Here is a 22,783-nt window from a genome sequence, read left to right on the forward strand (position 1 = left end):
CCGCGACAGCCGCCAGTTTGGGAAGATCCGGAAATGAAAGAGCAACGCCAAGTTGTCGAAGTGGACGTTGAATCCACCAAGCCAAAGCACTTTGTCTTTGTGCTGCTGGACAAGTTTTCGCTGCTGTCCTTTGCCTCGGCGCTCGACAGCCTGCGCATTGCCAACCGCATGTCCGGGCGTGAGCTCTATTCCTGGAGCCTTGTGAGCGAGGGCGGCGATATCACCCATTGCTCGGCAGGCACCAGTTTCAAGCTGGACGGCGATCTGGGCGAGCTGTCGCGCGACGACACGGTGCTGATCTGCTCGGGCGTCGATGTGCAAAAGGCCACCACCAAGCGGCTGCTCAGCTGGCTGCGCCGCGAGGCCCGCAAGGGGATCAAGATCGGCGGGCTATGCACCGGTGCATATACTCTGGCCCAGGCCGGGCTGCTGGATGGCAAACGCGCAACCATCCACTGGGAGAACTCCGACAGTTTCACCGAGGAATTCGACGAGGTCGAGCTGACCAAATCGGTCTTTCTGGTCGACGGCAACCGGATGACCACGGCGGGCGGCACCTCGTCCATCGACCTGATGCTCAAGCTCATTGCCGATGATTTCGGAGAAGAACTGGCGAATTCCGTGGCCGATCAGATGATCTATTCCACCATCCGCACAGATCAGGACACCCAGCGCCTGTCGGTGCCCACCCGCATCGGCGTTCGCCATCCCAAGTTGAGCCAGGTGATCCAGATGATGGAGCGCAATATCGAGGAACCGATCAGCCCGTCGATTCTGGCCAAGGATGTGGGCATGTCCACCCGCCAGCTCGAACGGCTGTTCCGCCGCTATCTGAACCGTAGCCCCAAGCGCTATTACATGGAGCTACGGCTGCAAAAGGCGCGCAACCTGCTGATGCAGACCGACATGACGGTGATCAACGTGGCGCTGGCCTGCGGCTTTGCCTCGCCCAGCCATTTCTCGAAATGCTACCGCGCGCATTATAATACCACGCCCTACCGCGAGCGTGGTGCGCAGGCCGGGCGAACAACGGGATAGCCGTCGCGTTCCGCCTTGGATGAGATCTCAATGCGGCGCATGATTGGGGTGCGCTGCTTTTGAATGCAACCGGGTCGCGATCAGAACGCCACAGATGATGAGCGCGGTGCCGACGCCCTGATAAGCGTGTAGGTCTGCCCCTAAGACAAGCACAGCTTCGACCGAAACAAAGATCGGGACCAGATAAGAAAACAGGGACGCCGAAGACGCCCCGACCTCTCTTGTGCCAAAGTTGATCAAGTGCAGATAGATCGCCCCCATTCCGATGCCGACAAAGCAGATCGACCCCCAGACCTGCCATGAATAATCGAACGGCCTGGGCGTGCTCAGCTCGTACGCGATGAAAACCGGCGACAACACAACGACGCCGACCACCAGAATAACAAAGAGACCCTCTTCGGGTTTCGGGTGCATATCCCATTTCCTCAGCAATACCAGATAGAGTGCCCGGCACGCGTTGGATGCGATCATCAGCAGAAAGGCCAGATGTGGATTGAACTCCAGCAGATTTGCAAGGCTTCCCCTGAAGGCAAAGACCAGCGCGCCCGCGAGCGCAAGTGCCACGCCCAGATACTGGAGCGCGCGCAACTTCTCGTTCAACAGCAGCGCAGAAAACAAGATCGTCAGCAGGGGTACGCTGGTGTAGCCCGCGCCGAGGTCAATCAGATCATTTGAGCGCAATGCAAGATAGACAAGCCAGGGCGTGAAAACCACGCCGACGACGGCAAGGACCGATATCCGAAACGCATGATCAAGAAAATAACGAACCGGCCTGGCGCGCCGCGTGAATACAAATGGCAGCACGCAGATCGCAGCGATGAAGCTGCGCCAATACGCCAGCACGACCGGAGGCACCTCCTTGACGGCAAGATTGCCGAACAAGAAGTTTCCGGAACTGACCAGCATCGCCAGAAGCAGCGCGCAATACGCAATCGCGATCTTATCCCTTTGCATGACGAAAGCAGAGCATGCGCCTCGTCAAATGCAAAGCGTTAAGCTTGCGACGCGTTATGTCCCGCGTCAGCCCGGCGCAATCCGGTAAACCGCGCCATCCCCCACCGATATGAACCAGATCGACCCGTCCGGTGCCTCGACGATGTCGCGCACGCGACCGGTCTGCGCGCCTTCGATCTGCTCGACTTCGTGCAGGTCTTTGCCCGCCAGCCGCGCGATATATTCGAACTTGAGCGAGCCGACAAAGATATCGCCGCGCCACGCGGGCCAGAGCTTGCCGGAATAGACCATCAACCCCGAGGGCGCGATCGACGGATCCCAGTAATGTTCAGGCTGTTCCAGTCCCGGTTTCGAGGTGCCCTCACCGATCTTCTTGCCGGAATAATGCCGCCCGTAGGAAATCACCGGCCAGCCATAATTTGCCCCCTTGCGGATCAGGTTCACCTCATCACCACCCTTCGCACCATGTTCCGAGGTCCAGAGCCGCCCCTGCAGATCAAGCGCAGCCCCCTGCGGATTGCGGTGACCGTATGACCAGATTTCCGGGCGCACGCCCTCTTGCCCGACAAACGGGTTGTCGGCGGGAACTGAGCCATCGCGGTTGATCCGCACGATGGTTCCGTTGTGGTTGCTGACATCCTGCGCCGAAGGTCGGTCTCCGCGCTCGCCTATGGTCAGGAACAGCGTGCCGTCCCGCGCCTCGACCACACGGCTGCCGAAATGACGCCCGCCCGAACGGCCCTCAGACGCCTCGAAGATCACCCGGACATCCTCCAGCCGGCTGTTATCGGGACTCAGCCGCCCGACAGCCAGCGCGGTCCCGGCCCCGCCCCGCATCTTTTTGGAGAAGGTCAGAAACACCTCGCGGCTTTGCGCGAAATCCCTTGGCAGGGTGACGTCCAGCAATCCGCCCTGCCCGCGCGCCACCACTTTGGGCACGCCGGTGATGCGAGACTTGCGCCCGCCAGCGACATGAAACAGATCGCCGCCACGCTCGGTGACCAGAAAGCCACCCCCGGGCAGATGCGCGATGGCCCAGGGCGCATCGAGATCACCCGCCATCCGGGTCACGCTCACCGGTCCGGCACTGGTCTGCAGCGGGTCGGCGGCCTGTGCCGCACCGGCCAGTAGAAGGGCGGAAAAGATTGAAATGAGTAAACGCATGAAACCTCCCTAAACGCTGAGACTGCCTGACTGACATGTAACGCGCGACCGCCCGGGGACGAGCCCGTTCGACATGAAGTTTATCTGAAGCCTGCCGGTTTGCTTTGGACTTTTCTTTTGCATGGCTCTTGCCTAGGGTCGGGTCAGAACAAAAAACGACCAAATTGGGAGTCTACGCATGAAGAAATTTCTGATGGCCACAGCGGCCACCGCCCTGATGTCTGGCGCCGCCTTTGCCGGCGGTCACGCCAAAGAGGTCAAGCTTGGCATTCTGATCGGTTTCACCGGTCCGATCGAATCGCTGGCCCCAGCCATGGCGGCTGGCGCGGAACTGGCCATGAAAGAAGCAACCGATAGCGGGCTGCTGCTGGACAGCGCCACAGTCGTGCCGATCCGCGCCGATACCAACTGCATCGATAACGGCTTGGCCACGTCGAACGCCGAACGCCTGATATCGGAGGGGATCAACGGGCTTATCGGCGGTGACTGCTCGGGCGTGACCGGAGCGATTCTGCAGAACGTGGCGATCCCGAACGGGATGGTGATGATCTCGCCCTCGGCCACCTCGCCGGGCCTGACCACGGTAGAGGACAACGACCTGTTCTTCCGCACCGCGCCCTCGGATGCGCGCGAAGGCGAAGTGATGGCCGATGTGCTGAAGGATCGCGGCATCACCTCGATCGCGCTGACCTATACCAACAACGACTATGGCAAGGGTCTGGCCGATGCGATCACCACCGCCTTCGAGGCGGCCGGTGGCGAGGTGACCATCTCGGCCGCGCATGAGGACGGCAAGGGCGACTATTCCGCCGAAGTGGGCGCGCTGGCCTCGGCTGGCGGCGACCTGCTGGTGGTTGCGGGCTATCTGGATCAGGGCGGCCTGGGCATCATCCAGTCCTCGCTGGACAGCGGCGCGTACGACACATTTGGTCTGCCCGGCGGCATGATCGGCGACAGCCTGCCCGCCAATGTGGGTGCCGACCTGAACGGCTCTTTCGGTCAGATCGCGGGCTCGGGCGGCGAAGGCATCGAGCGTCTGACCGCGCTGGCCGGGGATGCGTTTGACGCCACCTCGCCCTATTCCCCCGAAAGCTATGATGCGGCGGCGCTGTTCATGTTTGCGATGCAGGCGGCCAATTCGACTGATCCGGCGGACTACGGCCCCAAGATCATGGACGTGGCCAACGCACCGGGTGAAAAGATCTATCCCGGCGAACTGGCCAAGGGGCTTCAGATCCTCAAGGATGGCGGCGAGATCGACTATGTCGGCGGCTCGGCGGTCGAGTTGATCGGTCCGGGCGAAAGCGCGGGCAGCTATCGCGAGATCGAGGTCAAGGACGGCAAGAACGAGACCGTCGGTTTCCGTTGATCGCAACGCTTTGAAACTCTAGAACGGCCCGGGCCTGGCTCGGGCTGTTTCAATAAGGGAAAAGCCGCGCAAAAGCGGCGGGGGACGTGACTTCATGATTTCCGTAGAGGACGTGCACAAGCATTTCGGCGGATTCCATGCCGTTGATGGGGCGAGCCTGCGCATCGAGCCCGGTTCGATCACCGGGTTGATCGGCCCAAACGGCGCCGGAAAGACCACTCTTTTCAATGTGATCGCGGGCGTTCTTCCACCGACATCCGGCCGCGTGACCATGGATGGCGAGGATATCACCGGCCTGCCACCGCACACGTTGTTCCACAAAGGGCTCTTGCGCACCTTCCAGATCGCCCATGAGTTTTCCACCATGTCCTGCCGCGAGAACCTGATGATGGTGCCGGGCGGGCAATCGGGGGAATCGCTATGGAACACCTGGTTCGGGCGCAAACGCATCGCCGATGAGGAACGTGCGCTGCGGGCCAAGGCCGATGAGGTGCTGGAATTCCTGACCATCGAACATTTGGCCGATCACAAGGCGGGTCAGGTCTCGGGCGGGCAGAAAAAGCTGCTGGAACTGGGCCGCACCATGATGGTGGACGCCAAGATCGTGTTCCTCGACGAGGTCGGCGCGGGCGTGAACCGCACCCTGCTCAACACCATCGGCGACGCGATCATCCGGCTCAACAAAGAGCGTGGCTATACTTTCGTGGTGATCGAGCATGACATGGATTTCATCGGCCGTCTTTGCGATCCGGTGATCTGCATGGCCGAGGGCCACGTGCTGGCCGAAGGCAGTTTGGCCGAAATCAAGGCCAATGAGCAGGTGATCGAGGCCTATCTGGGCACCGGTTTGAAGAACAAGGCAAAGCTGGAGGCAAGTGATGGCTGAGCCGTTTCTGATCGGTGACACGATGACCGGCGGCTATGGCAAGGGGCCGGATATCCTGCATGAGTGCACCATTGCGGTGAACCCCGGTGAGATCGCGGTCATTGTCGGCCCCAATGGCGCGGGCAAGTCGACCGGGATGAAGGCGGTGTTTGGCATGCTGGATGTGCGCTCGGGCCATGTGCGGCTGGATGGCGAGGATATCACCGCTCTGTCCCCACAGGACCGGGTCGTGAAAGGCATGGGGTTTGTGCCGCAGACCTCGAACATTTTCACCTCTTTGACGGTCGAGGAGAACCTCGAGATGGGGGCCTTCATCCGGCGCGACGATATCTCGGGAACGATGGAGCAGGTCTATCACCTGTTCCCGATCCTCAAGGACAAGCGCAACCAGGCGGCCGGAGAGCTGTCGGGAGGGCAACGCCAGCAGGTCGCCGTGGGCCGCGCGCTGATGACCCAGCCCAAGGTGCTGATGCTGGACGAACCCACCGCGGGTGTCTCGCCCATCGTGATGGATGAGCTGTTTGACCGGATCATCGAGGTCTCGCGCACCGGTCTGCCGATCCTGATGGTGGAACAGAACGCCAAGCAAGCCCTTGGGATCGCGGACAAAGGCTATGTGCTGGTGCAGGGGCGCAATGCCTATACGGGGACGGGCAAGGAACTGCTTGCCGATCCCGAAGTGCGCAAGAGTTTCTTGGGGGGATGACGATGTTCTTTTTGAAAGGCGCTAAGTTCATCGCCTATCTTACCGTGACCTTGGGTGTCATCCGGACTTTCATGGGTTTCGTGGTTGCCATAGTCTTTGTTGGACATCCAGATGCAGTTTCTCGCTATTTAGGGAGCGTAGAAAGCAGCGGTAACACGATTGATCAAGGAATAATATTGATTTTTCTAGGGGGGACATTCGGCCTAGTCACCCATGTTGCCGGGGCAGTTTTTTCTGCCCAAAGTTCGGATTCTACAGGGATTGAGACCTAATGGACCTGCTCAACGCCCTCGTGGCGCTCTCCAATTTCGTTCTGATCCCCGCCATCGCTTATGGCAGCCAGCTTGCCCTCGGCGCGCTGGGGGTGACGTTGATCTATGGCATCCTGCGTTTCTCGAACTTTGCCCATGGCGACACGATGGCCTTTGGCGCGATGATCGCCGTTCTGGTCACCTGGTGGATGCAGAGCGTAGGGATCGGCCTTGGCCCCCTGCCCACCGCCCTGCTCGCCCTGCCCTTTGCCATTCTCGGCTGCATGGCGTTTCTGCTGCTCACCGACCGGATGGTCTATCGCTTTTACCGCGAGCAGAAGGCCAAGCCGGTGATCCTTGTCATTGTCTCGATGGGGGTGATGTTCATCACCAACGGCTTGGTGCGCTTCATCATCGGCCCCGGAGATCAGCGCTTTTCCGATGGTGAGCGGTTCATCATTTCCGCCCGTGACTTCAAGGCGATGACCGGGCTGAAAGAGGGGTTGGCGATCAAGACCACCCAAGGCATCACCGTGGTTGTGGCAGTGATCTGCGTGGCGCTGCTGTTCTGGTTCCTGAACCGGACCCGCACCGGCAAGTCCATGCGCGCCTATTCCGACAACGAGGATCTGGCGCTGCTTTCGGGCATCAACCCCGAACGGGTGGTGATGTATACGTGGCTGATCGTGGCGGCGCTGGCGACCACGGCGGGGGTGCTTTATGGGCTCGACAAAAGCTATCGCCCGTTTGTCTATTTCCAGCTTCTGCTGCCGATCTTCGCCTCGGCCATTGTCGGGGGCCTCGGCAGCCCGTTGGGGGCGATTGCGGGCGGCTTCCTGATCGCGTTCTCCGAGGTGCTGATCACCTATGCGTGGAAAAAGGTTCTGGTCTATGCGCTGCCCGAGGGGATTGAGCCGACCGGCCTCGCCCAGCTTCTGAGCACCGATTACAAATTTGCGGTCAGCTTCGTGATCCTGCTGATCGTGCTGCTGTTCCGACCGACCGGCCTGTTCAAGGGGCAAACGATATGAGTGAGAGCGTCAGGAACACCGCGCTGTTTGCCGTGGTTGCCGGGCTGATCCTGCTGACCGGTTTCATGCAGAGCTGGAACAGCGCTTTGTTCATTCTGAACATGGGGCTGATCTCGGCCATCATGGCGCTTGGGGTGAACCTGCAATGGGGCTTTGCCGGGCTGTTCAACGTGGGCGTCATGGGATTTGTGGCGCTGGGCGGTCTTGCGGCGGTTCTGGTCTCCATGCAACCCGTGCCCGAGGCTTGGGAGCAAGGCGGCACCGGCGTCATCATCGGCCTGCTTTTGGGCGCTGCCACCGTCTTTGCCGCGGTCATGGTGATGAGCCGGATGCCCAAGGGGCGCGCGCGTAGCGTCGCGGTCATCGCTATCCTTGTGATCGGTTTCATCATCTATCGCCGGGTCTTTGATCCGTCCGTTCTTGCGGTCGAATCCGTGAACCCTGCCGCCGAAGGCTATCTGGGCGGGCTGGGTCTGCCGGTGCTAGTCGCCTGGCCGGTCGGAGGTTTGCTGGCGGCAGGCGCCGCCTGGTTGATCGGCAAGACGGCGCTGGGGCTGCGTTCGGACTATCTGGCGATCGCCACGCTGGGCATTGCCGAAATTATCATCGCCGTCATCAAGAACGAGGACTGGCTGGCGCGCGGCGTAAAAAACGTCATCGGCATCCCGCGCCCGATGGCCTATGAGATCGACCTGCAGAACACCCCGAGTTTTGTCGAAACGGCCAACAACATCGGCCTCGATCCGGTCATTGCCTCGACGCTCTATGTCAAACTGGTCTATTCCGCGCTGTTTCTGGTGGTGCTGCTATTGCTGCTCTGGATGGCGCAGAAGGCGCTGCACAGCCCCTGGGGCAGGATGATGCGGGCGATCCGTGACAATGAGGTCGCGGCCGAGGCGATGGGCAAGGACGTGACCCGCCGCCATCTGCAGATCTTCGTGCTGGGGTCTGCCATTTGCGGTATCGCCGGCGCGATGATCACCACGCTGGACGGGCAGCTGACGCCCGGCACCTATCAGCCGCTGCGATTCACCTTCCTGATCTGGGTGATGGTGATCGTTGGCGGATCGGGAAACAATTTCGGCGCCGTATTGGGAGCGTTTCTGATCTGGTTCCTCTGGGTGCAGGTTGAGCCGATCGGCCTCTGGATGATGCAGATGATCACCTCGGGACTGCCCGAAGGCAGTGGCCTGAAGGCACATCTGATCGAGTCGGCAGCCCATATGCGACTGTTAACAATGGGAATTGTCCTGTTGCTTGTGCTGCGGTTCAGCCCGCGCGGGCTGATCCCGGAAAGGTAACCCCATCCGCCGAAACTGATGCGACGGGCGGGTTCTTCCCCTTTGTGCCAAGATGTTGGTGGGTTTATACCCTTCCAACAATTCTTTGGGGAAAGAAAACAATGAAAACTGTAATAAGTTCCGTGCCGGTTTTGGCATGTATTGCCGCCGTGTTGGTGGCGGGGTGCGTACCGTCGCCCGAAAATTACGAAACCACACCGGTGCAGGTGCAGACCGACAAGGGCATCGTCACCTGTCAGCTATATTCCAAGGACCTCGTCGTCTGGGACCGCGCCATCGACCGTCCCAACAGCATGGGCGTGCAAGAGGCTGACGCCATCTGCAAGGAAGAGGGCAAGCGCGAGAAACGCCGCTAACGCCCTTTGAACAGGCTGCCGAGGATACCCCGCACCAGACGGCGGCCTGTGGTGCCTTTCAGTTCCTTGATCACCGCCTCACCCATCGCGCTGGCGAACGTATCCTTGCGGCGGGTGATGCGTGACGAGGACCGACTGACCCGCGACCCGCTGTAGCGCCGTGCCGAGGCATACTCGCGCTGCGCGGTGGGCTGGTCTTCGAAGAATGTCTCGGCGGTCTCCGCCTCCTGCGCCGCCTTGTCCGCGCGGGCCGACAGGATTTCGAAGGCGGATCGGCGATCCAGCGTCTTTTCGTATTTTCCCGCCAGATCCGAGTTGGCAATGAACGCCTTGCGCTCGGCCACAGTGATCGGACCAAGCTGCGTCGAAGGTGGGCGGATCAGGGTGCGTTCGACAATGCCGGGCACGCCTTTCTTCTGCAACATCGAGGTCACCGCCTCGCCCACACCGACCTCGCGGATCGCCTCTTCGGTGTCAAAAGCCGGGTTCTCGCGATAGGTTTCGGCGGCCAGCCTGAGATTCTTGCGGTCGCGCGCGGTGAAGGCGCGCAGCGCGTGCTGGATACGGTTGCCGAGCTGGCCCAGAATATCCTCGGGCACATCGGCCGGGTTCTGGGTGATGAAATAGACGCCCACCCCCTTGGAACGGATCAGCCGCGCCACCTGTTCCACCTTGTCGACCAGAACCTTGGGCGCGTCATCAAACAGCAGATGCGCCTCGTCGAAAAAGAAGACCAGCTTGGGTTTTTCGGGATCACCCACTTCTGGCAACTCCTCGAACAGCTCGCTCAGCAGCCAGAGCAGGAACGTGGCATAAAGCCCCGGTGCCGACATCAGCTTATCGGATGCAAGGATGTTGATCATCCCGCGCCCCTCGCCGTCCTGGCGCATCAGGTCCGACAGTTCCAGCGCCGGTTCCCCGAACAGCTTGTTGGCGCCCTGGTTCTCGATCACCAGCAAACGCCGCTGGATCGCGCCCACCGATGCGGTCGAGATATTGCCATAGCGCAGCGACAGTTGCGCCCGGTTCTCGCCAACCCAGACCAGCAATGCCTGCAGGTCCTTGAGGTCGAGCAGCGGTAGACCCTCTTCATCGCTCAGACGGAAGGCAATGTTCAGGATGCCCTCCTGCGCCTCGCTCAGTTCCAGCAGGCGCGACAGCAGCAGCGGCCCCATTTCGCTGACCGTGGTGCGCACCGGGTGGCCTTGTTCGCCGAACAGGTCCCAGAAGGCGACCGGGCTGGCGCGATAGGCGTAATCGTCGAACCCGATCTGCGCGGCGCGGTCGGTGAAGGCCTGATGCAGCTTGTGATCAGCACGGCCCGATTTTGCGAGCCCGGACAGATCGCCTTTGACATCGGCCAGGAACACCGGAACGCCGGCCTGCGAGAATCCTTCTGCCAGGATCTGCAATGTGACGGTCTTGCCGGTGCCTGTCGCCCCGGCGATCAGACCGTGCCGGTTGGCGTAATTCAGCGCCAGCCCCTGTTTCACGCCATAGTCCGGCCCGCCGCCGCCCAGGAAAATCTTGCCGTCCATTGATCTTGTGCCCCAATCTCACCGTTTCGCCCCGACCATACAAACTTAACCTTTGTCTGCGAAAGTGCTTTCTGTCCTGCCATTTGGCGGGGCAGTTTCCTCCCTGTCAGACTGGCCGTGCCTCCGGGCACGGCTTTTTTGCGTGTTTCCGTCAAAGCGATTCGATTTTTTTCGCTTAGCTGTTGACCCGTTGGCTCTGCTCTCGTAACGTCTGCGCATAACTAAGTCGGCCAGTCCGACGGGGAGAAAAATTTTGAAGAGAGGCTGATCAACGGCCTCTCTTTTTGCTTTCTCACGCGCGGCAATTTCATGGAATTTCGCAAAACGCTGCCACCCGCGCCGATTGCCCCTGACACGCCTCTGCGGCCATGCTAGACCCGGCCCAAACAGAGCGACAATCCAAGAGGCAAGCATGTTCAAGAAAGTGACACCGGCCTGCATAGCGGCCCTTCTGGCGCTGAGCACAGCGACCTATGCGCAGGACACGACCGAGACCGAGACCGACACTGTGGAAAGTGACCAGGGTGCCGTCGAAAACGCCGAGAGCGAAGGCGTTCTGGACCTCGGTCAGCCGGTTGCCGATGCTCAGCAACTGGGCAGCCGCTACTCCAAGGAAACCTTTGGTGACTGGAACCTGGCATGTATCAGAACCGAAGCCGAGACAGATCCCTGCTCACTGTTGCAGGTCATGAACGGCCCTGATGGCAATCCGATGGCTGAAATGTCGCTGTTCCGGATCAAAAACAGTGGTGCCGCGATCGCGGGTGCAACGATCATCGTCCCGCTTGAAACACTGCTGACCGCGCAACTGACCATCTCGGTCGATGGGGCGCCGGGCAAGCGGTACAATTACACACTGTGCAACCCGGTCGGCTGCGTGGCGCAGATCGGGCTGACCCAGGAGGATATCGACGCGATGAAAAAAGGGACCGAGGCCACCATTTCGCTGGTACCCGCACCAGCCCCGGACCAGAAGATCGACATCAAGATGTCACTCAAGGGCTTCACCGCCGGATTCGACGCGGTGGATGTGATCGACAACTGATCAGCGATGGCGGTTGGGGGCGCTGCCCCCGTCGCCCCCCGGGCGTCTCCCCGGATACTTCAGCCAGAAAAAACGGATCAGCGCGCCAGTCGAATCTGGCGCGTCAGACCTTGCGCAGAGCCAGAACCGCATTCAGCCCGCCAAAGGCGAAGGCATTGGTCAGCGCCACATCGACATCTGCCTCGCGGGCCTCGTTCGGCACCACATCCAGCGCGCATTCGGGGTCGGCCTCTTCATAGCCAATGGTTGGCGCAATGATCCCGTCGCGTAGCGCCATGATACAGGCCAGCAATTCCACTGCACCGGTGCCGCCGATCAGGTGACCATGCATGGATTTGGTCGAACTGATCATCAGAGTGTCGGCATGCGTGCCAAACACCCCCGCCACGGCAGCGCATTCTGTCTTGTCATTGGCAGCAGTGCCGGTGCCATGGGCGTTGATGTATCCCACCTGATCGGGATTGATGCCCGCATCGGCCAACGCGCCGGACATGGCCCGCGCCGCGCCCTGTTTCGAGGGCATCACGATATCGGCCGCATCCGAAGACATGGCAAAACCCACCACCTCGCACAGGATATTGGCGCCGCGCGCGCGCGCATGGTCGTACTCCTCAAAAACGAAGATACCCGCGCCCTCGCCCTGCACCATACCGTTGCGGTTGCCGCTGAAGGGGCGGCAGGCGTCCTTTGACATCACCCGCAGACCTTCCCAGGCCTTCACGCCGCCAAAGCACAGCATCGATTCAGACCCGCCGGTAACCATCGCGGGTGCAGCACCACTGCGCACCATCGAAAAGGCCAGCGCCATGGCGTGGTTGGACGAGGCACAGGCGGTGGACACGGTGAAGCTGGGGCCTTTGAGGTTGTACTCCATCGACACGTGACTGGCGGCCGCGTTGTTCATCAGTTTCGGCACCACGAAGGGATGCACCCGGTTCTTGCCGTCCTCATAGACCGAGCGGTAATTGTCATCCCAGGTGCTGACGCCACCGCCCGCCGTGCCCAGCACCACGCCGGAACGCGCCGCCAGATCGCCGTGAAACTCAATCCCGGACTGGTCGATCGCCTCTTTGGCGGCGGTCAGGGTGAACTGGGTGAACCGGTCATACAGCGTCATCTGCTGGCGGTTGAACCGGCCTTCGGCCTCGAAGCCGCGCACCTGCCCGCCGATCTTGATGGCCAGCCGGTCGACATCACGAAACTCCAGTTCTCCGATGCCGCAACGGCCCTCGCGCATGGCCTCAAGCGTGTCGGCGACACAATGGCCAAGTGCGTTGATCGTGCCGGCACCGGTGATGACTACGCGTTTCATATCCGGTGATCAGACCTTTTCCGACACCAGTTTCTCGATCCCGGCGATGATCGCCGCCACGTTCGAGATATCAAAATCGCTTGCCTCGGGTTCATTGGCGTTGAAGGGGATCGTGATGTCGAACTCCTCTTCGATGGCAAAGATGCTTTCGACCAGCCCAAGGCTGTCGATTCCCAGATCCTCCAGCGTGCTTTCGGGCGTCACGTCGGATGGTTCCAGAACCGCCTGTTCCGCGATGATGGCAATAACGCGGTTGCTGATGCTCATGTCAGACCCCTGTCTGTTTGTGTCGGCGCAGATTTAATCGCTGGGGTCGGGTTTGGAAACCGCCTTTTTCAGCATCTCGACGTCACGCGCCAATCGCGGCAGGCGACGCTGCGTTTTGTAGATTTCGGTATGGCTGTCCATCTTGATCGCAGGATATCCCATGATGACCCGGCCCGCCGGAACATTGGACAGGATCTTTGATCCGCCCCCGGCCACGACGCCATCCCCGATAAAGATGTTGTCGACCACGCCGCACATGCCGCCCAGCACCACATTGTTGCCGATCTCGACCGAGCCCGAGACGCCGGTATGACCACAAAGCAGGCAATCGGTGCCGGTGCGGGTGTTGTGGCCCACATGCACGAGGTTATCGAGCTTGGTACCGCTGCCGATCCGTGTGTTGCGGATGGTGCCATTGTCGATGGTGGAGTTCGCGCCGATCTCGACATCGTCGCCAATCTCGACCGCGCCAAGAGAATGGATACGCAGCCAGGATTGCGCCCGCGCGTCACCGGCGTCGCCCATGGTCTTGCGGGCGTTTTCGGCGGCAGAAACCTCGGGCGTGACAAAACTGAACCCATCGGCGCCAATCCGGGCACCGGGCTGGGCAATGAAACGGTCGCCGATAGTGACCCGCGCGCCGATGCTGACATGATCGCGCAGATAAGCGCCTTCGCCCAGCACCGCGTCCATGCCAATGGTACATTGCGGACCAATGACCGAGCCAGCCCCGATCCGCACCCGCGCGCCGATCACCGCCAATGGCCCGACCGAGACATCTCCGGCCAGTTCCGCGCTCGGGTCGATAACGGCCGAGGGATGAATGCCGGGTGCCACGCCCTGCCCCTTGTCGAGCAGCCCGGTCACGCCAGCCATCGCCATACGGGGGCGCGGCGCGAAGATTGCCGCGCTCAGCCCCAGTGCCTGCCAATCGGCGTCGGGCCAGAGAATGGCAACCCGGGCCTGTCCCCCGGACAGCGCGTCGGCATATTTCGGGGACATGGCCAGCGCAAGATCCGATCCTGTGGCATCACCCGGTTCGGCGGCCCGCTGGATTTCGAGCGACAGATCGCCCGCCGCCTCGGCGCCGAGCGTTTCGGCAATTTGCTGAACTGTGAACACATGGGCCTCCGGCTGGTTCGGATGCCTTCGTGCTTAGCTCTGAACGCCGGAAAGAACCACCCCTGCCCGGTTCAATGCCGCCCAGATCTTGGCGTCACGGCCGTAGACATCGCGGCGAAACTGCGCTTTGCCGTCCGCGCCGACAAAGGCAGTCCGATAGATCAGGTGAACCGGAACCTTCTGGTCCAGCTTGACCTTGGATTCGCGCCCGGTGTCCAGCGTGCGATGGAAGAACGTCTTTGGGTTCTCTTCCTGTTTGGCCAGCAGCGCATAGGCAAAGTCAAAGGGCTGTGCCAGACGGATGCACCCATGCGAGAACGCACGGGATTCACGGGCAAACAGGGCCTTCTGCGGGGTGTCGTGCAGATAGATGTTGTACTTGTTCGGGAACATGAACTTGACCAACCCCAGCGCGTTCTTGGTGCTGGGCGGCTGCCGCATGGCAAAGGGAAAGTTGCGCTTGGAATATTGCGTGAAATCCACCGCGCCCCGGTTCACCACCCGACCCCGGCGGTCGGTGATCTCCAGATGCGAAACCGCGTAAGGATTGGCCTTGAGCTTGGGCAGATATTCCTTACCTATGATCGAGCGTGGCACATACCAGCTTGGGTTGATGACCATATGCTCCATCTCGTCCGAGAACTCGGGGCTCTGACGATCATGGGTGTTCTTGCCGATCACGGCGCGGGTCTCGAAGGTGATCCGCCCGTCATCGACGATCTTGGCCGAGAAATCTGTCTGGTTGACCAGAACATGACGGGTGCCGCGGTCTTCGGGCAGCCAGCGTTCGCGCTCCAGCGCTACGATCACCGATTTCAGCCGGTCCGAGACAGACCGGTTGAGCTCCTCGATCGTGCCGGGGCCGGCGACGCCGTCCTGTTCCAGCCCATGGGCGGCCTGAAAGGCCTGCACGGCGGATTGCATCGTCGAATCGAAACCACGCCCGGCGCTGGGTCGCATGTAACCCATGGCAACCAGTCGGTTGCGCAGCGCAATCACGCCCTGTCCTTCGCTGCCCAGTTCAAGCTTGCCCGACGGCACGCCTGCCCCCCAGCCGCCCTGCGCCAGCAACGTCTCGAGCTTGATCTTTTCCTTCTGCAGCGCCCGGTATTGCGATGAGGTCGGTGCCAGCGACCGCATATAGGCGTTGGGTTCGGCCTGGATCAGCGCCTTGAGCAGCGCGACCGGATCGGGACGCTCAACACTGCGCACCATGTATTCCGCATCAATGGAGGACGGGCGCAGGATGCCCGATTTCAGATCGCGCGCCAGTTTCAGGAAGGCCCGGCTCAGCGCAACCTCGACCTGCGCCAGATCCTGACGGGTCTGGGCCTGAGACATCTGTTCGACCAGAGCCGCCGTGTCATAGCGCCCCTGCGGCAACCCATGTACATCCGTGTTGCGCAAGGCTCCGATCAGCGCGGTACGACGGGCCTGGAATGCGGCGCCATCACCTGTCCAGACCGGTTGATAGGCGTTCTCACGATAAAACGTGGCGAGATCCTCGCTGCCATATGTTGCCGCAGCGACAGATTGCTTGAACGCCATCTCTTGCGCCGCGACTGGTGCCGCCAGCACAACGGCCAGACACGCCGCGCGGAAAACCGCTGACAGCGGACTGGCTTGTTGACGCCGTTTCTCATGAGCCATGGGGAAGTTCCTTGAAAATCTTGTTAATCGCATCACTCGTCACATCTTCTGTAATTTTCGGTAACAAAAGCGGAAAATGTCCACTCACAATCATAACATTGCGGCACAGTTTTTGCAGATGGTGCAGTGCTGCATCGCCGCGCAGCGTTGCCCGACGGCCACGTTTTCCAAAATAACACGCTTCAATACCTCTTTGCGCAGAAAATTGCCGAAAATTCCCCCTAGTCTTTAAACCAAAAAATCCCTGCTTGGCCGACGAATCCCACTATGGCATAAGGTCACCACTTGGGGATGAATATTAAGAAAGCGCCCGTAACATCGGGTGCAGGCAGGACTAGTACGGGACGACGCAGTAAATGACTGACATCACATCGACGGGTCTGACCCGGCGCGCTCTGTTGGGCGCGTTCGCAGCGAGCGCTGTTGCAGCAGCGCCAAACTATTCCCAAGCCGCAGGTTTCCTGCGCGGAGGCGGCGACATCCGACGCATCCGTATGTATTCCGGTCGCACAGGCGAGCGGATTGACATGATATATTGGATCGACGGCGACTATATCAAGGACGCTGTCAAAGAAGTGAACCACTTCATGCGCGACTGGCGCACCGATCAGGTCAAATCCATCGACCTGCGCACCATCGACATCATGGCCGCCTCGCATAACCTCATGGATGTGAGCGAGCCATATATGCTCCTCTCCGGCTATCGCAGCCCCCAGACCAACGCGATGTTGCGCAGCCGGTCGCGAGGCGTTGCCAAGAACTCGCTTCACATGAAGGGCCAGGCGGCCGATCTGCGGCTTTCGTCACGCTCTGTGGGTCAGATCGCCCGCGCCGCGCAATCCTGCCGCGCCGGTGGTGTCGGGCGTTATTCGCGGTCGAACTTTGTGCATATGGACTGCGGCGACGTGCGCAACTGGGGCCGCTGAAACCGCCCCTTTCCGAATAGAACCGACGACCAACCCCCGCGGCCTTGCCCGGGGGTTTTGTTGTTTTAGCCCCGCACGCCAAGCCGCACGATCACGCAAACTGTGCCCGGAGCGGTCAACACTGCGTTTGCAAGAGCGTGTTTCAAGGTCGATTCGATTCGTCGAGATTTGGCGCACCTGAGAGGATTCGAACCTCTGGCCTCTGCCTTCGGAGGGCAGCGCTCTATCCAGCTGAGCTACAGGTGCCTGTGACGGGCTATAGGATATCACCCGGCGCGCTGCAATCGGAAATGCCCGTGCGGCGCGGCTTTTTGCACCTGCGTCTCAGCCGAACAACTCATGCGCCAGTTCCAGCGCATCGACCAGCGTGTCGACCTCGTCGGTGGTGTTATAAAGCCCGAAGCTGGCGCGGCAGGTGGCTGTAACGCCAAGATGATCCATCAGCGGTCCGGCACAATGATGCCCGGCCCGGACGGCCACGCCCTTCTTGTCGAGAATCGTAGAGATATCATGGGCATGCGCGGCACCGTTCAAGGTAAAGCTGAAGATCGCCGCTTTGGTGGGCGTGGTGCCTTGAAGCTGCAGCCAGTTCAACCCGGTCAGGCGCTGCATGGCATAGTCTCGCAAGGCCCCCTCATGCGCCGCGATCCGGTCCATACCCAGATCCATCAGATAGTTCAGCGCCGCGCCCAGCCCGATGATCTGCACGATGCCTGGTGTGCCGGCCTCGAACTTCATCGGCGGGTCGTTATAGGTCACCACCTCTTTGCTGACCTCGCGGATCATGTCTCCGCCGCCGATGAAGGGGCGCATCTCGGCCATGCGCTCGGATTTGATATAGATCGCGCCCGAGCCCGAGGGGCCATACAGCTTGTGCCCGGTGATGGCGTAGAAATCGCAGCCGATATCGGCCACGTTCACCGGCATGTGTACCGCCCCCTGGCTGCCATCAACCAGTACCGGCACACCCTTGGCGTGAGCGCCTTCGGTGATCGTCTTGACGTCGACAATCGTGCCCAGAACGTTCGAGCATTGGGTCACGGCAACCAGTTTGGTCTTCGGCCCGATCGCATCGATCACCGCCTGCGGGTCCAGCGCGCCGGTGGCGTCCACATCGACCCACTTCAACACAACACCCTGCCGCTCGCGCAGGAAGTGCCAGGGCACGATATTGGCGTGGTGTTCCATCACCGACAAGACGATCTCGTCCCCGGCCTCAAGCCGGGGCATGGCCCAGCCATAAGCGACCAGATTGATCCCCTCGGTGGTGCCCGAGTTCAACACGATCTCGTCCTCGTTCGGCACGCCCAGAAACCGCGCGATGGTGCCGCGCACGGCCTCATAGTGTTCGGTCGCCAGATTGGACAGGTAATGCAGCCCGCGATGCACGTTGGAATATTCGTGCGAATAGGCCCGCGTCACCGCGTCGATCACCACCTGAGGCTTTTGCGCCGAAGCGCCATTGTCCAGATAGGTCAGAGGCTTGCCATTCACTTCGCGGCTCAGGATCGGGAAATCCCCGCGGATTTTCTGAACATCATACAAAGGTTGCATTCCCCACAATTGGTCCCCCCGCAAGGGACAGGAAGAAATATAGCACCACCGCCATTGCAATGATCGAAACCAGCAACAGCAGCACAGACTGCCCCAACGAGTTGAGCCTGTGCGCCTGATCAATGAAATGCACCATGATGTAAAGACCCACCAAGGACCCGGCTATCGCAATCAGGGCACCAAACACCGGCGCGGCCAGCAGCAGGACCAGCACCAGCAGTTCAAGCACGAAGCGCAGGTATTGCAGCCAGATGATCAGTACAAAGACATCGTTGAACCGGCCCGAGCCGCCCATCTTGGGACCGACAAACGACAAAACAGAGACAAAGAGCAGAATTGCGCCGGTAAAGAACCCGGCATAGGCCATGGGTGGCAGGGCAAGAACCGGCAACTCTCCGGTCAGGTTCGAGAGCATCATATCCGACAGGACCTGCGCGCCCGTGTTCAACACAACGGCCAGCGCAAATGCCAGCCACAACACATTGCGGCCCAGTTGCAGCGCAAGCAGATCGCGTGCGGCCTGCGCCGGGTCCTTCAGCGTCAGGATCGCCAGATCACGCCACGCCGCCCCGTTCATTGCCCGCCCCTTTCGGCCTGCCGGAGGCCGGCGATCCAGAACCAGAAAAACACCGCGATCCACGCCATGCCCACAAGGTTCAACCCGGGCCCCGGACCAATGAAGCCCGCAACCAGCCCCTGAAGCAGCAGAACCGGTGTCGAAGCCAGCAGCGACCAGAACAGCGCCAGCCGTGCCCCATACCACTCGCCCTTGCCGCCCAGCAACCGCGCCAGCACATGGCTGAACGCGGCCAGCACGTAAAACAGCAGCGGCGCAATGATGAGCCAGCCCAGAAGCGCGCCGCCCAAGAGCATGTTCAGCTCCTGCCCGGTCAGATGCGCCTCGCGCGCAAGGCGTGGCATCTGGGCGATGAACACCAGCGCGCAGGCCCCCATCAGAAAGGCCAGCGCCCGGTCCTCGCGCTGACCCATCGCCAGCAGACGTTGCATCACGCGCGCGGGGCCACGATAGGTTGCCGTTATGTCAGCCGTCACCGACATGGCTCAGGCCCGGCGTGACAGCCAGCCATCCAGCCGGTCGACAATGCCTTCGGCCAGGGCCTCATCCTCGATTTCCTCGACCGCTTCGGCCAGAAAGGCCAGCGTCAGAAGGTCGGTCGCGTCTTTCTGCGGGATACCGCGTGAACGCAGGTAGAACAGCGCGGTCTCGTCGATCGCGCCCGAGGTCGAGCCATGGGAACAGGCCACGTCATCGGCATAGATCTCAAGCTCTGGCTTGGCGAGGAACTGACTGTCATCATCCAGCAGCAGAGACTGGCTGATCTGATAGCCATCGGTCTTCTGCGCGCCTGCCTTAACCAGGATCTTGCCCTGGAACACACCGACAGCGCCGTTGCGCAGCACTTTCTTGAACACCTGGCGGCTTTCGCAATTTACGGCGTCATGGGTGACAAAAACCGTGTCGTCATGGTGGAAATCGCCATCGCCGACACAGGCGCCCGCCACATGGGCCACGGCGTCATCCCCGGTCAGTTCGATCACCTGCTCGTTGCGGGTCAGCACGCCGTTCACGGTGAGGGTGAAGGATTTGTAGACCGATTCCGTGCCCAGACGGGTGAACATATGCGTCACCGCCCGGCGCTCATGATCGCGGCCCTGCGCGCGGACATGGTGCAGGGTGCCGCCATCGGCGATGTCGATCTCCATGCATTTGTTGAAACGCGACGCGGCGGGGCCGTTTTCCAGAAGGGTGGCTTCGGCCCCTTCCTCGACCCGCACCACATGATGCAGCATGGCATCGGAAGTATCTGATTTATGACGATAAATCAGGTTGATCGGTTTGGAGACCTTCTGCGTGACATGGATCGCCACACCATCCGTGGCAAAGGCGGTGTTCAGGGCGGCCAGTGGACGAGGCACGGGGTTGTGCCCGCGCGCCTCAAGCACGCCGTACAGGTCCTTGGCCCAGTGAATATCCTTGCAGCAGATATCTTCGAGCCTGTCGATACGCACGCCTTCCAGCGCCAGATCGTCGGACAGTTCGGGGGCGAACACCCCATCGACAAAGACGATCTTCAACCGATCCACCCCGTCGAACAGCGGTTTTTCGTCATTCTCGAACACCGCCGCTGGCAGGGCCACGGCCTGCACCAGCGTATCGGGCCGGGTGTATTTCCAGTATTCGTCGCGCCGGGATGGCAGACCCATCTCGCGCACGCGGGCCAAAGCCGCCTCGCGCGCCGGTCGGGTGCATCCGGGTTCGGGCAGGGTCATGGCGCTCAGGCGCGCCTCGGTTGCTGATTGTTTCTGTTCGGGCAGAGCCATCACTGCACCTCGGCCAGAATGTCGCCATAACCGTTATTCTCAACCTCAAGCGCCAGCTCGGGACCGCCGGTTTTGACGATGCGACCATCGGCCATGATATGCACCACATCAGGTTTGATATGGTCCAGAAGTCTTTGATAATGCGTGATAACGAGGAACGCACGATCGGCGTCACGCAGGGCATTCACGCCATCGGCCACCAGCTTCATCGCATCCACATCCAAGCCACTGTCGGTCTCGTCCAGGATGCACATTTTTGGCTCAAGCATGGCCATCTGCAGGATTTCGTTGCGCTTTTTCTCACCGCCCGAAAAACCCACATTGACCGGGCGTTTCAGCATGTCGGCATCAATCTTCAGCGCCTTGGCGCGTTCGCGCACCAGCTTGAGGAAATCGCTTGCGCTCAACTCCTCTTCGCCGCGCGCCTTGCGCTGGGCATTCGTCGCTGTGCGCAGGAAGGTCATGTTGCCAACGCCGGGAATCTCCACCGGGTATTGGAAGGCCAGAAACACGCCCAATGCGGCGCGCTCTTCCGGCTCCAGCTCCAGCAGGTCTTCTCCGTCCAGAGTCGCGCTGCCCTCGGTCACCTCATAGCCGTCGCGGCCCGACAGCACATAGCTGAGCGTCGATTTGCCCGAGCCGTTCGGCCCCATGATCGCATGCACCTTGCCCGCCTCGACCGACAGGTCGACACCTTTGAGGATCTGCTTGTCCTCTTCTTCAAGTTTCACATGCAGGTTCTTGATATCCAGCATTTTATCCTCGTTTCTCATCTCAGGCCCGCGCCATCGCGCCGGCGGTATTTGTTGTGGCGCGGAACTGCGCCGGGAATGTTTCGATCAGGTCCTGCCGCGCCCGTTCAATGCCCTCGCTATGGGTCAATGCGTGGCTGTCAGGCAGGTTCCGCAACAGGGCGGGAATGTCTTCGGGCAGGGTCGGGTTCACCATCACCCGCCCGACCGAGGCGGCATAATCGTGGTATTTCAGATGCGATTGCGTGCCGGGTGCCAACCAGGTCGAGGCGACCCCAAAGCAATCCGCAAGGATCAGCCCATGCAGACTGGCAGAGATCACATGCGCCGAGGACGCAATCCGGCGGCAGAACTCCAATGGGTCGGCATCGGGCAGAATCACATCAAACGCCGTGTCCGACTGAACCAGCTGTTCAAACGCAGGGGTGCCCACCATGCTGTGATGCGGGATCAAAACCACGCGGTCCTGCCGCTCTGGCGCGCCAATCAGATGATGCGCCAGCAGGCCGGGATCACCGAAGCGGCGGGTCTGAACGCCCAGCAGCGCAGCGCTCACCGGGCCGCGCAGCAGCGCGATATCGAAATTGGCAACGAAATCGCGGGGCACCGGGCGCAACAACCCTGCCCCCCAGATCACCGGCCTCGGGCCATCCGTCGGCTGACCATGGTGTTTCGCCATCACCTGCAGCAATGAGCCAAGCGCCAGCATATCACAGCGCGCCGCGCCACAATGGGTCACGGGGCGGTCGGACAACGCGCCGACGATCAGCGGCGACAGGGCATCACCGAAATTCGGCTCGCCCTTCCACCAGAACAAATTGATCGCCTCGCCGGATTGCATGATCTAGCCCAACACCACCGCAGTGCCGCTGGCCGAAACCATCAGCATGCTGTCACCAACAACTTCATAGTCCAGATCGACGCCAACAACTGCGTTTGCGCCCAAAGCGTTGGCGCGTTCTTCCAACTCCTGCAGGGCGGTTTCCCGAGCGTCCTGCAACTTGCTTTCATAGGCACCCGAGCGCCCGCCCACGACATCGGTGATAGAGGCAAAAAAATCGCGCAAGACATTCGCGCCCATGATGGCCTCGCCGACGACGATGCCCTTGTAGTCTGTGATCTTGCGGCCTTCGACAGATGGTGTGGTTGTGAGGATCATGGATTTTGCTTCTCGCGGCTAAACACGCACATACAAGCCTCGATCAGAGGATTACTTCC

Annotated in this window: 24 protein-coding genes and 1 tRNA gene; 10 read left to right on the top strand and 15 right to left on the bottom strand. The window is 60.9% G+C overall.

Features of this window, described 5'->3' with window-relative positions; genetic code table 11:
- Window positions 1-33: 33 nt before the first annotated feature.
- The gene (locus tag M3P21_RS01165) at window positions 34-1,038 is read left to right on the top strand and encodes a GlxA family transcriptional regulator (protein WP_249706125.1); all 1,005 of its coding nucleotides are present in this window, start codon (window positions 34-36) and stop codon (window positions 1,036-1,038) included.
- Window positions 1,039-1,065: 27 nt separating this feature from the next.
- Here the strand turns inward: M3P21_RS01165 and M3P21_RS01170 are convergent, their stop codons facing one another.
- Window positions 1,066-1,992, bottom strand: a complete 927-nt coding sequence (locus M3P21_RS01170; protein ID WP_249706127.1) for a DMT family transporter — start codon at window positions 1,990-1,992, stop codon at window positions 1,066-1,068.
- Between the two features lie 66 nt (window positions 1,993-2,058).
- Entirely contained in the window at window positions 2,059-3,156 is a 1,098-nt protein-coding gene (locus M3P21_RS01175) for a PQQ-dependent sugar dehydrogenase (RefSeq protein WP_249706129.1), read from the bottom strand.
- 178 nt (window positions 3,157-3,334) lie between these two features.
- On the opposite strand from M3P21_RS01175, the gene M3P21_RS01180 reads away from it, so the two are divergent.
- From M3P21_RS01180 to M3P21_RS01210, 7 genes are all read left to right on the top strand, one after another.
- The gene (locus M3P21_RS01180; protein ID WP_249706131.1) at window positions 3,335-4,525 is read left to right on the top strand and encodes an ABC transporter substrate-binding protein; all 1,191 of its coding nucleotides are present in this window, start codon (window positions 3,335-3,337) and stop codon (window positions 4,523-4,525) included.
- Between the two features lie 94 nt (window positions 4,526-4,619).
- Entirely contained in the window at window positions 4,620-5,411 is a 792-nt protein-coding gene (locus M3P21_RS01185; protein WP_249706133.1) for an ABC transporter ATP-binding protein, read from the top strand.
- Entirely contained in the window at window positions 5,404-6,117 is a 714-nt protein-coding gene (locus tag M3P21_RS01190; RefSeq protein ID WP_249706134.1) for an ABC transporter ATP-binding protein, read from the top strand. Before M3P21_RS01185 ends, M3P21_RS01190 begins: the two co-directional genes overlap by 8 nt.
- A 2-nt stretch (window positions 6,118-6,119) precedes the next feature.
- The gene (locus M3P21_RS01195) at window positions 6,120-6,389 is read left to right on the top strand and encodes a hypothetical protein (RefSeq protein WP_249706135.1); all 270 of its coding nucleotides are present in this window, start codon (window positions 6,120-6,122) and stop codon (window positions 6,387-6,389) included.
- Window positions 6,389-7,399 carry a branched-chain amino acid ABC transporter permease gene (locus M3P21_RS01200; protein WP_249706136.1) on the top strand — a complete coding sequence of 337 codons (1,011 nt, stop codon included), beginning with the start codon at window positions 6,389-6,391 and terminating at the stop codon, window positions 7,397-7,399. The genes M3P21_RS01195 and M3P21_RS01200 overlap by 1 nt, the downstream gene beginning before the upstream one ends.
- Window positions 7,396-8,700 carry a branched-chain amino acid ABC transporter permease gene (locus M3P21_RS01205; protein WP_249706137.1) on the top strand — a complete coding sequence of 435 codons (1,305 nt, stop codon included), beginning with the start codon at window positions 7,396-7,398 and terminating at the stop codon, window positions 8,698-8,700. Before M3P21_RS01200 ends, M3P21_RS01205 begins: the two co-directional genes overlap by 4 nt.
- Window positions 8,701-8,801: 101 nt before the next feature.
- Window positions 8,802-9,056 carry a hypothetical protein gene (locus M3P21_RS01210; RefSeq protein WP_249706138.1) on the top strand — a complete coding sequence of 85 codons (255 nt, stop codon included), beginning with the start codon at window positions 8,802-8,804 and terminating at the stop codon, window positions 9,054-9,056.
- Here M3P21_RS01210 and M3P21_RS01215 read toward each other — a convergent pair.
- Window positions 9,053-10,594 (bottom strand): helicase HerA-like domain-containing protein, encoded by a 1,542-nt coding sequence (locus M3P21_RS01215; protein ID WP_249706139.1) that lies wholly within the window; start codon window positions 10,592-10,594, stop codon window positions 9,053-9,055. The genes M3P21_RS01210 and M3P21_RS01215 overlap by 4 nt on opposite strands.
- Before the next feature lie 412 nt (window positions 10,595-11,006).
- On the opposite strand from M3P21_RS01215, the gene M3P21_RS01220 reads away from it, so the two are divergent.
- Window positions 11,007-11,639, top strand: coding sequence for an invasion associated locus B family protein (locus M3P21_RS01220; RefSeq protein WP_249706140.1), 633 nt, complete (start codon window positions 11,007-11,009; stop codon window positions 11,637-11,639).
- Window positions 11,640-11,742: 103 nt separating this feature from the next.
- Here M3P21_RS01220 and M3P21_RS01225 read toward each other — a convergent pair whose 3' ends face one another.
- Genes M3P21_RS01225 through M3P21_RS01240 form a run of 4 tightly spaced genes read right to left on the bottom strand, consistent with a single transcriptional unit; the run spans window position 11,743 to window position 15,990 of the window.
- Entirely contained in the window at window positions 11,743-12,951 is a 1,209-nt protein-coding gene (locus M3P21_RS01225; protein ID WP_249706141.1) for a beta-ketoacyl-[acyl-carrier-protein] synthase family protein, read from the bottom strand.
- A 9-nt stretch (window positions 12,952-12,960) separates the two neighbouring features.
- Complete coding sequence (locus M3P21_RS01230; protein ID WP_249706143.1) at window positions 12,961-13,218, bottom strand: acyl carrier protein; 258 nt, start codon at window positions 13,216-13,218, stop codon at window positions 12,961-12,963.
- A 33-nt stretch (window positions 13,219-13,251) separates the two neighbouring features.
- Window positions 13,252-14,340, bottom strand: coding sequence for a UDP-3-O-(3-hydroxymyristoyl)glucosamine N-acyltransferase (gene lpxD / locus M3P21_RS01235; protein ID WP_249706145.1), 1,089 nt, complete (start codon window positions 14,338-14,340; stop codon window positions 13,252-13,254).
- A 33-nt stretch (window positions 14,341-14,373) separates the two neighbouring features.
- On the bottom strand, window positions 14,374-15,990 hold the full coding sequence (locus M3P21_RS01240; protein WP_249706147.1) for a L,D-transpeptidase family protein: 1,617 nt from the start codon (window positions 15,988-15,990) through the stop codon (window positions 14,374-14,376).
- Window positions 15,991-16,346: 356 nt separating this feature from the next.
- On the opposite strand from M3P21_RS01240, the gene mepK reads away from it, so the two are divergent.
- Window positions 16,347-16,916, top strand: a complete 570-nt coding sequence (mepK, locus tag M3P21_RS01245; protein WP_249706150.1) for a peptidoglycan L,D-endopeptidase MepK — start codon at window positions 16,347-16,349, stop codon at window positions 16,914-16,916.
- A 169-nt stretch (window positions 16,917-17,085) separates the two neighbouring features.
- Here the strand turns inward: mepK and M3P21_RS01250 are convergent.
- The 8 genes from M3P21_RS01250 to M3P21_RS01285 form a co-directional block, all read right to left on the bottom strand.
- Window positions 17,086-17,162, bottom strand: a tRNA-Arg gene (locus M3P21_RS01250).
- 78 nt (window positions 17,163-17,240) lie between these two features.
- Window positions 17,241-18,461 (bottom strand): cysteine desulfurase, encoded by a 1,221-nt coding sequence (locus tag M3P21_RS01255; protein WP_249706334.1) that lies wholly within the window; start codon window positions 18,459-18,461, stop codon window positions 17,241-17,243.
- Entirely contained in the window at window positions 18,454-19,047 is a 594-nt protein-coding gene (locus M3P21_RS01260) for a YIP1 family protein (RefSeq protein WP_249706152.1), read from the bottom strand. The genes M3P21_RS01255 and M3P21_RS01260 overlap by 8 nt, the downstream gene beginning before the upstream one ends.
- Window positions 19,044-19,529 carry a YIP1 family protein gene (locus M3P21_RS01265; protein WP_249706154.1) on the bottom strand — a complete coding sequence of 162 codons (486 nt, stop codon included), beginning with the start codon at window positions 19,527-19,529 and terminating at the stop codon, window positions 19,044-19,046. The genes M3P21_RS01260 and M3P21_RS01265 overlap by 4 nt, the downstream gene beginning before the upstream one ends.
- Before the next feature lie 3 nt (window positions 19,530-19,532).
- Window positions 19,533-20,813, bottom strand: a complete 1,281-nt coding sequence (gene sufD / locus M3P21_RS01270; protein WP_249706157.1) for a Fe-S cluster assembly protein SufD — start codon at window positions 20,811-20,813, stop codon at window positions 19,533-19,535.
- Complete coding sequence (gene sufC / locus M3P21_RS01275) at window positions 20,813-21,568, bottom strand: Fe-S cluster assembly ATPase SufC (protein WP_249706158.1); 756 nt, start codon at window positions 21,566-21,568, stop codon at window positions 20,813-20,815. Before sufC ends, sufD begins: the two co-directional genes overlap by 1 nt.
- Before the next feature lie 19 nt (window positions 21,569-21,587).
- On the bottom strand, window positions 21,588-22,406 hold the full coding sequence (locus tag M3P21_RS01280; protein ID WP_249706159.1) for a polysaccharide pyruvyl transferase family protein: 819 nt from the start codon (window positions 22,404-22,406) through the stop codon (window positions 21,588-21,590).
- 3 nt (window positions 22,407-22,409) lie between these two features.
- Window positions 22,410-22,724 (bottom strand): heavy metal-binding domain-containing protein, encoded by a 315-nt coding sequence (locus tag M3P21_RS01285; RefSeq protein WP_249706160.1) that lies wholly within the window; start codon window positions 22,722-22,724, stop codon window positions 22,410-22,412.
- Window positions 22,725-22,783: the final 59 nt, after the last annotated feature.

Origin of the sequence: Ruegeria spongiae (genome assembly GCF_023502395.1) — a bacterium.
In the GTDB taxonomy this organism is placed as follows: Bacteria; Pseudomonadota; Alphaproteobacteria; order Rhodobacterales; family Rhodobacteraceae; genus Ruegeria_C; species Ruegeria_C spongiae.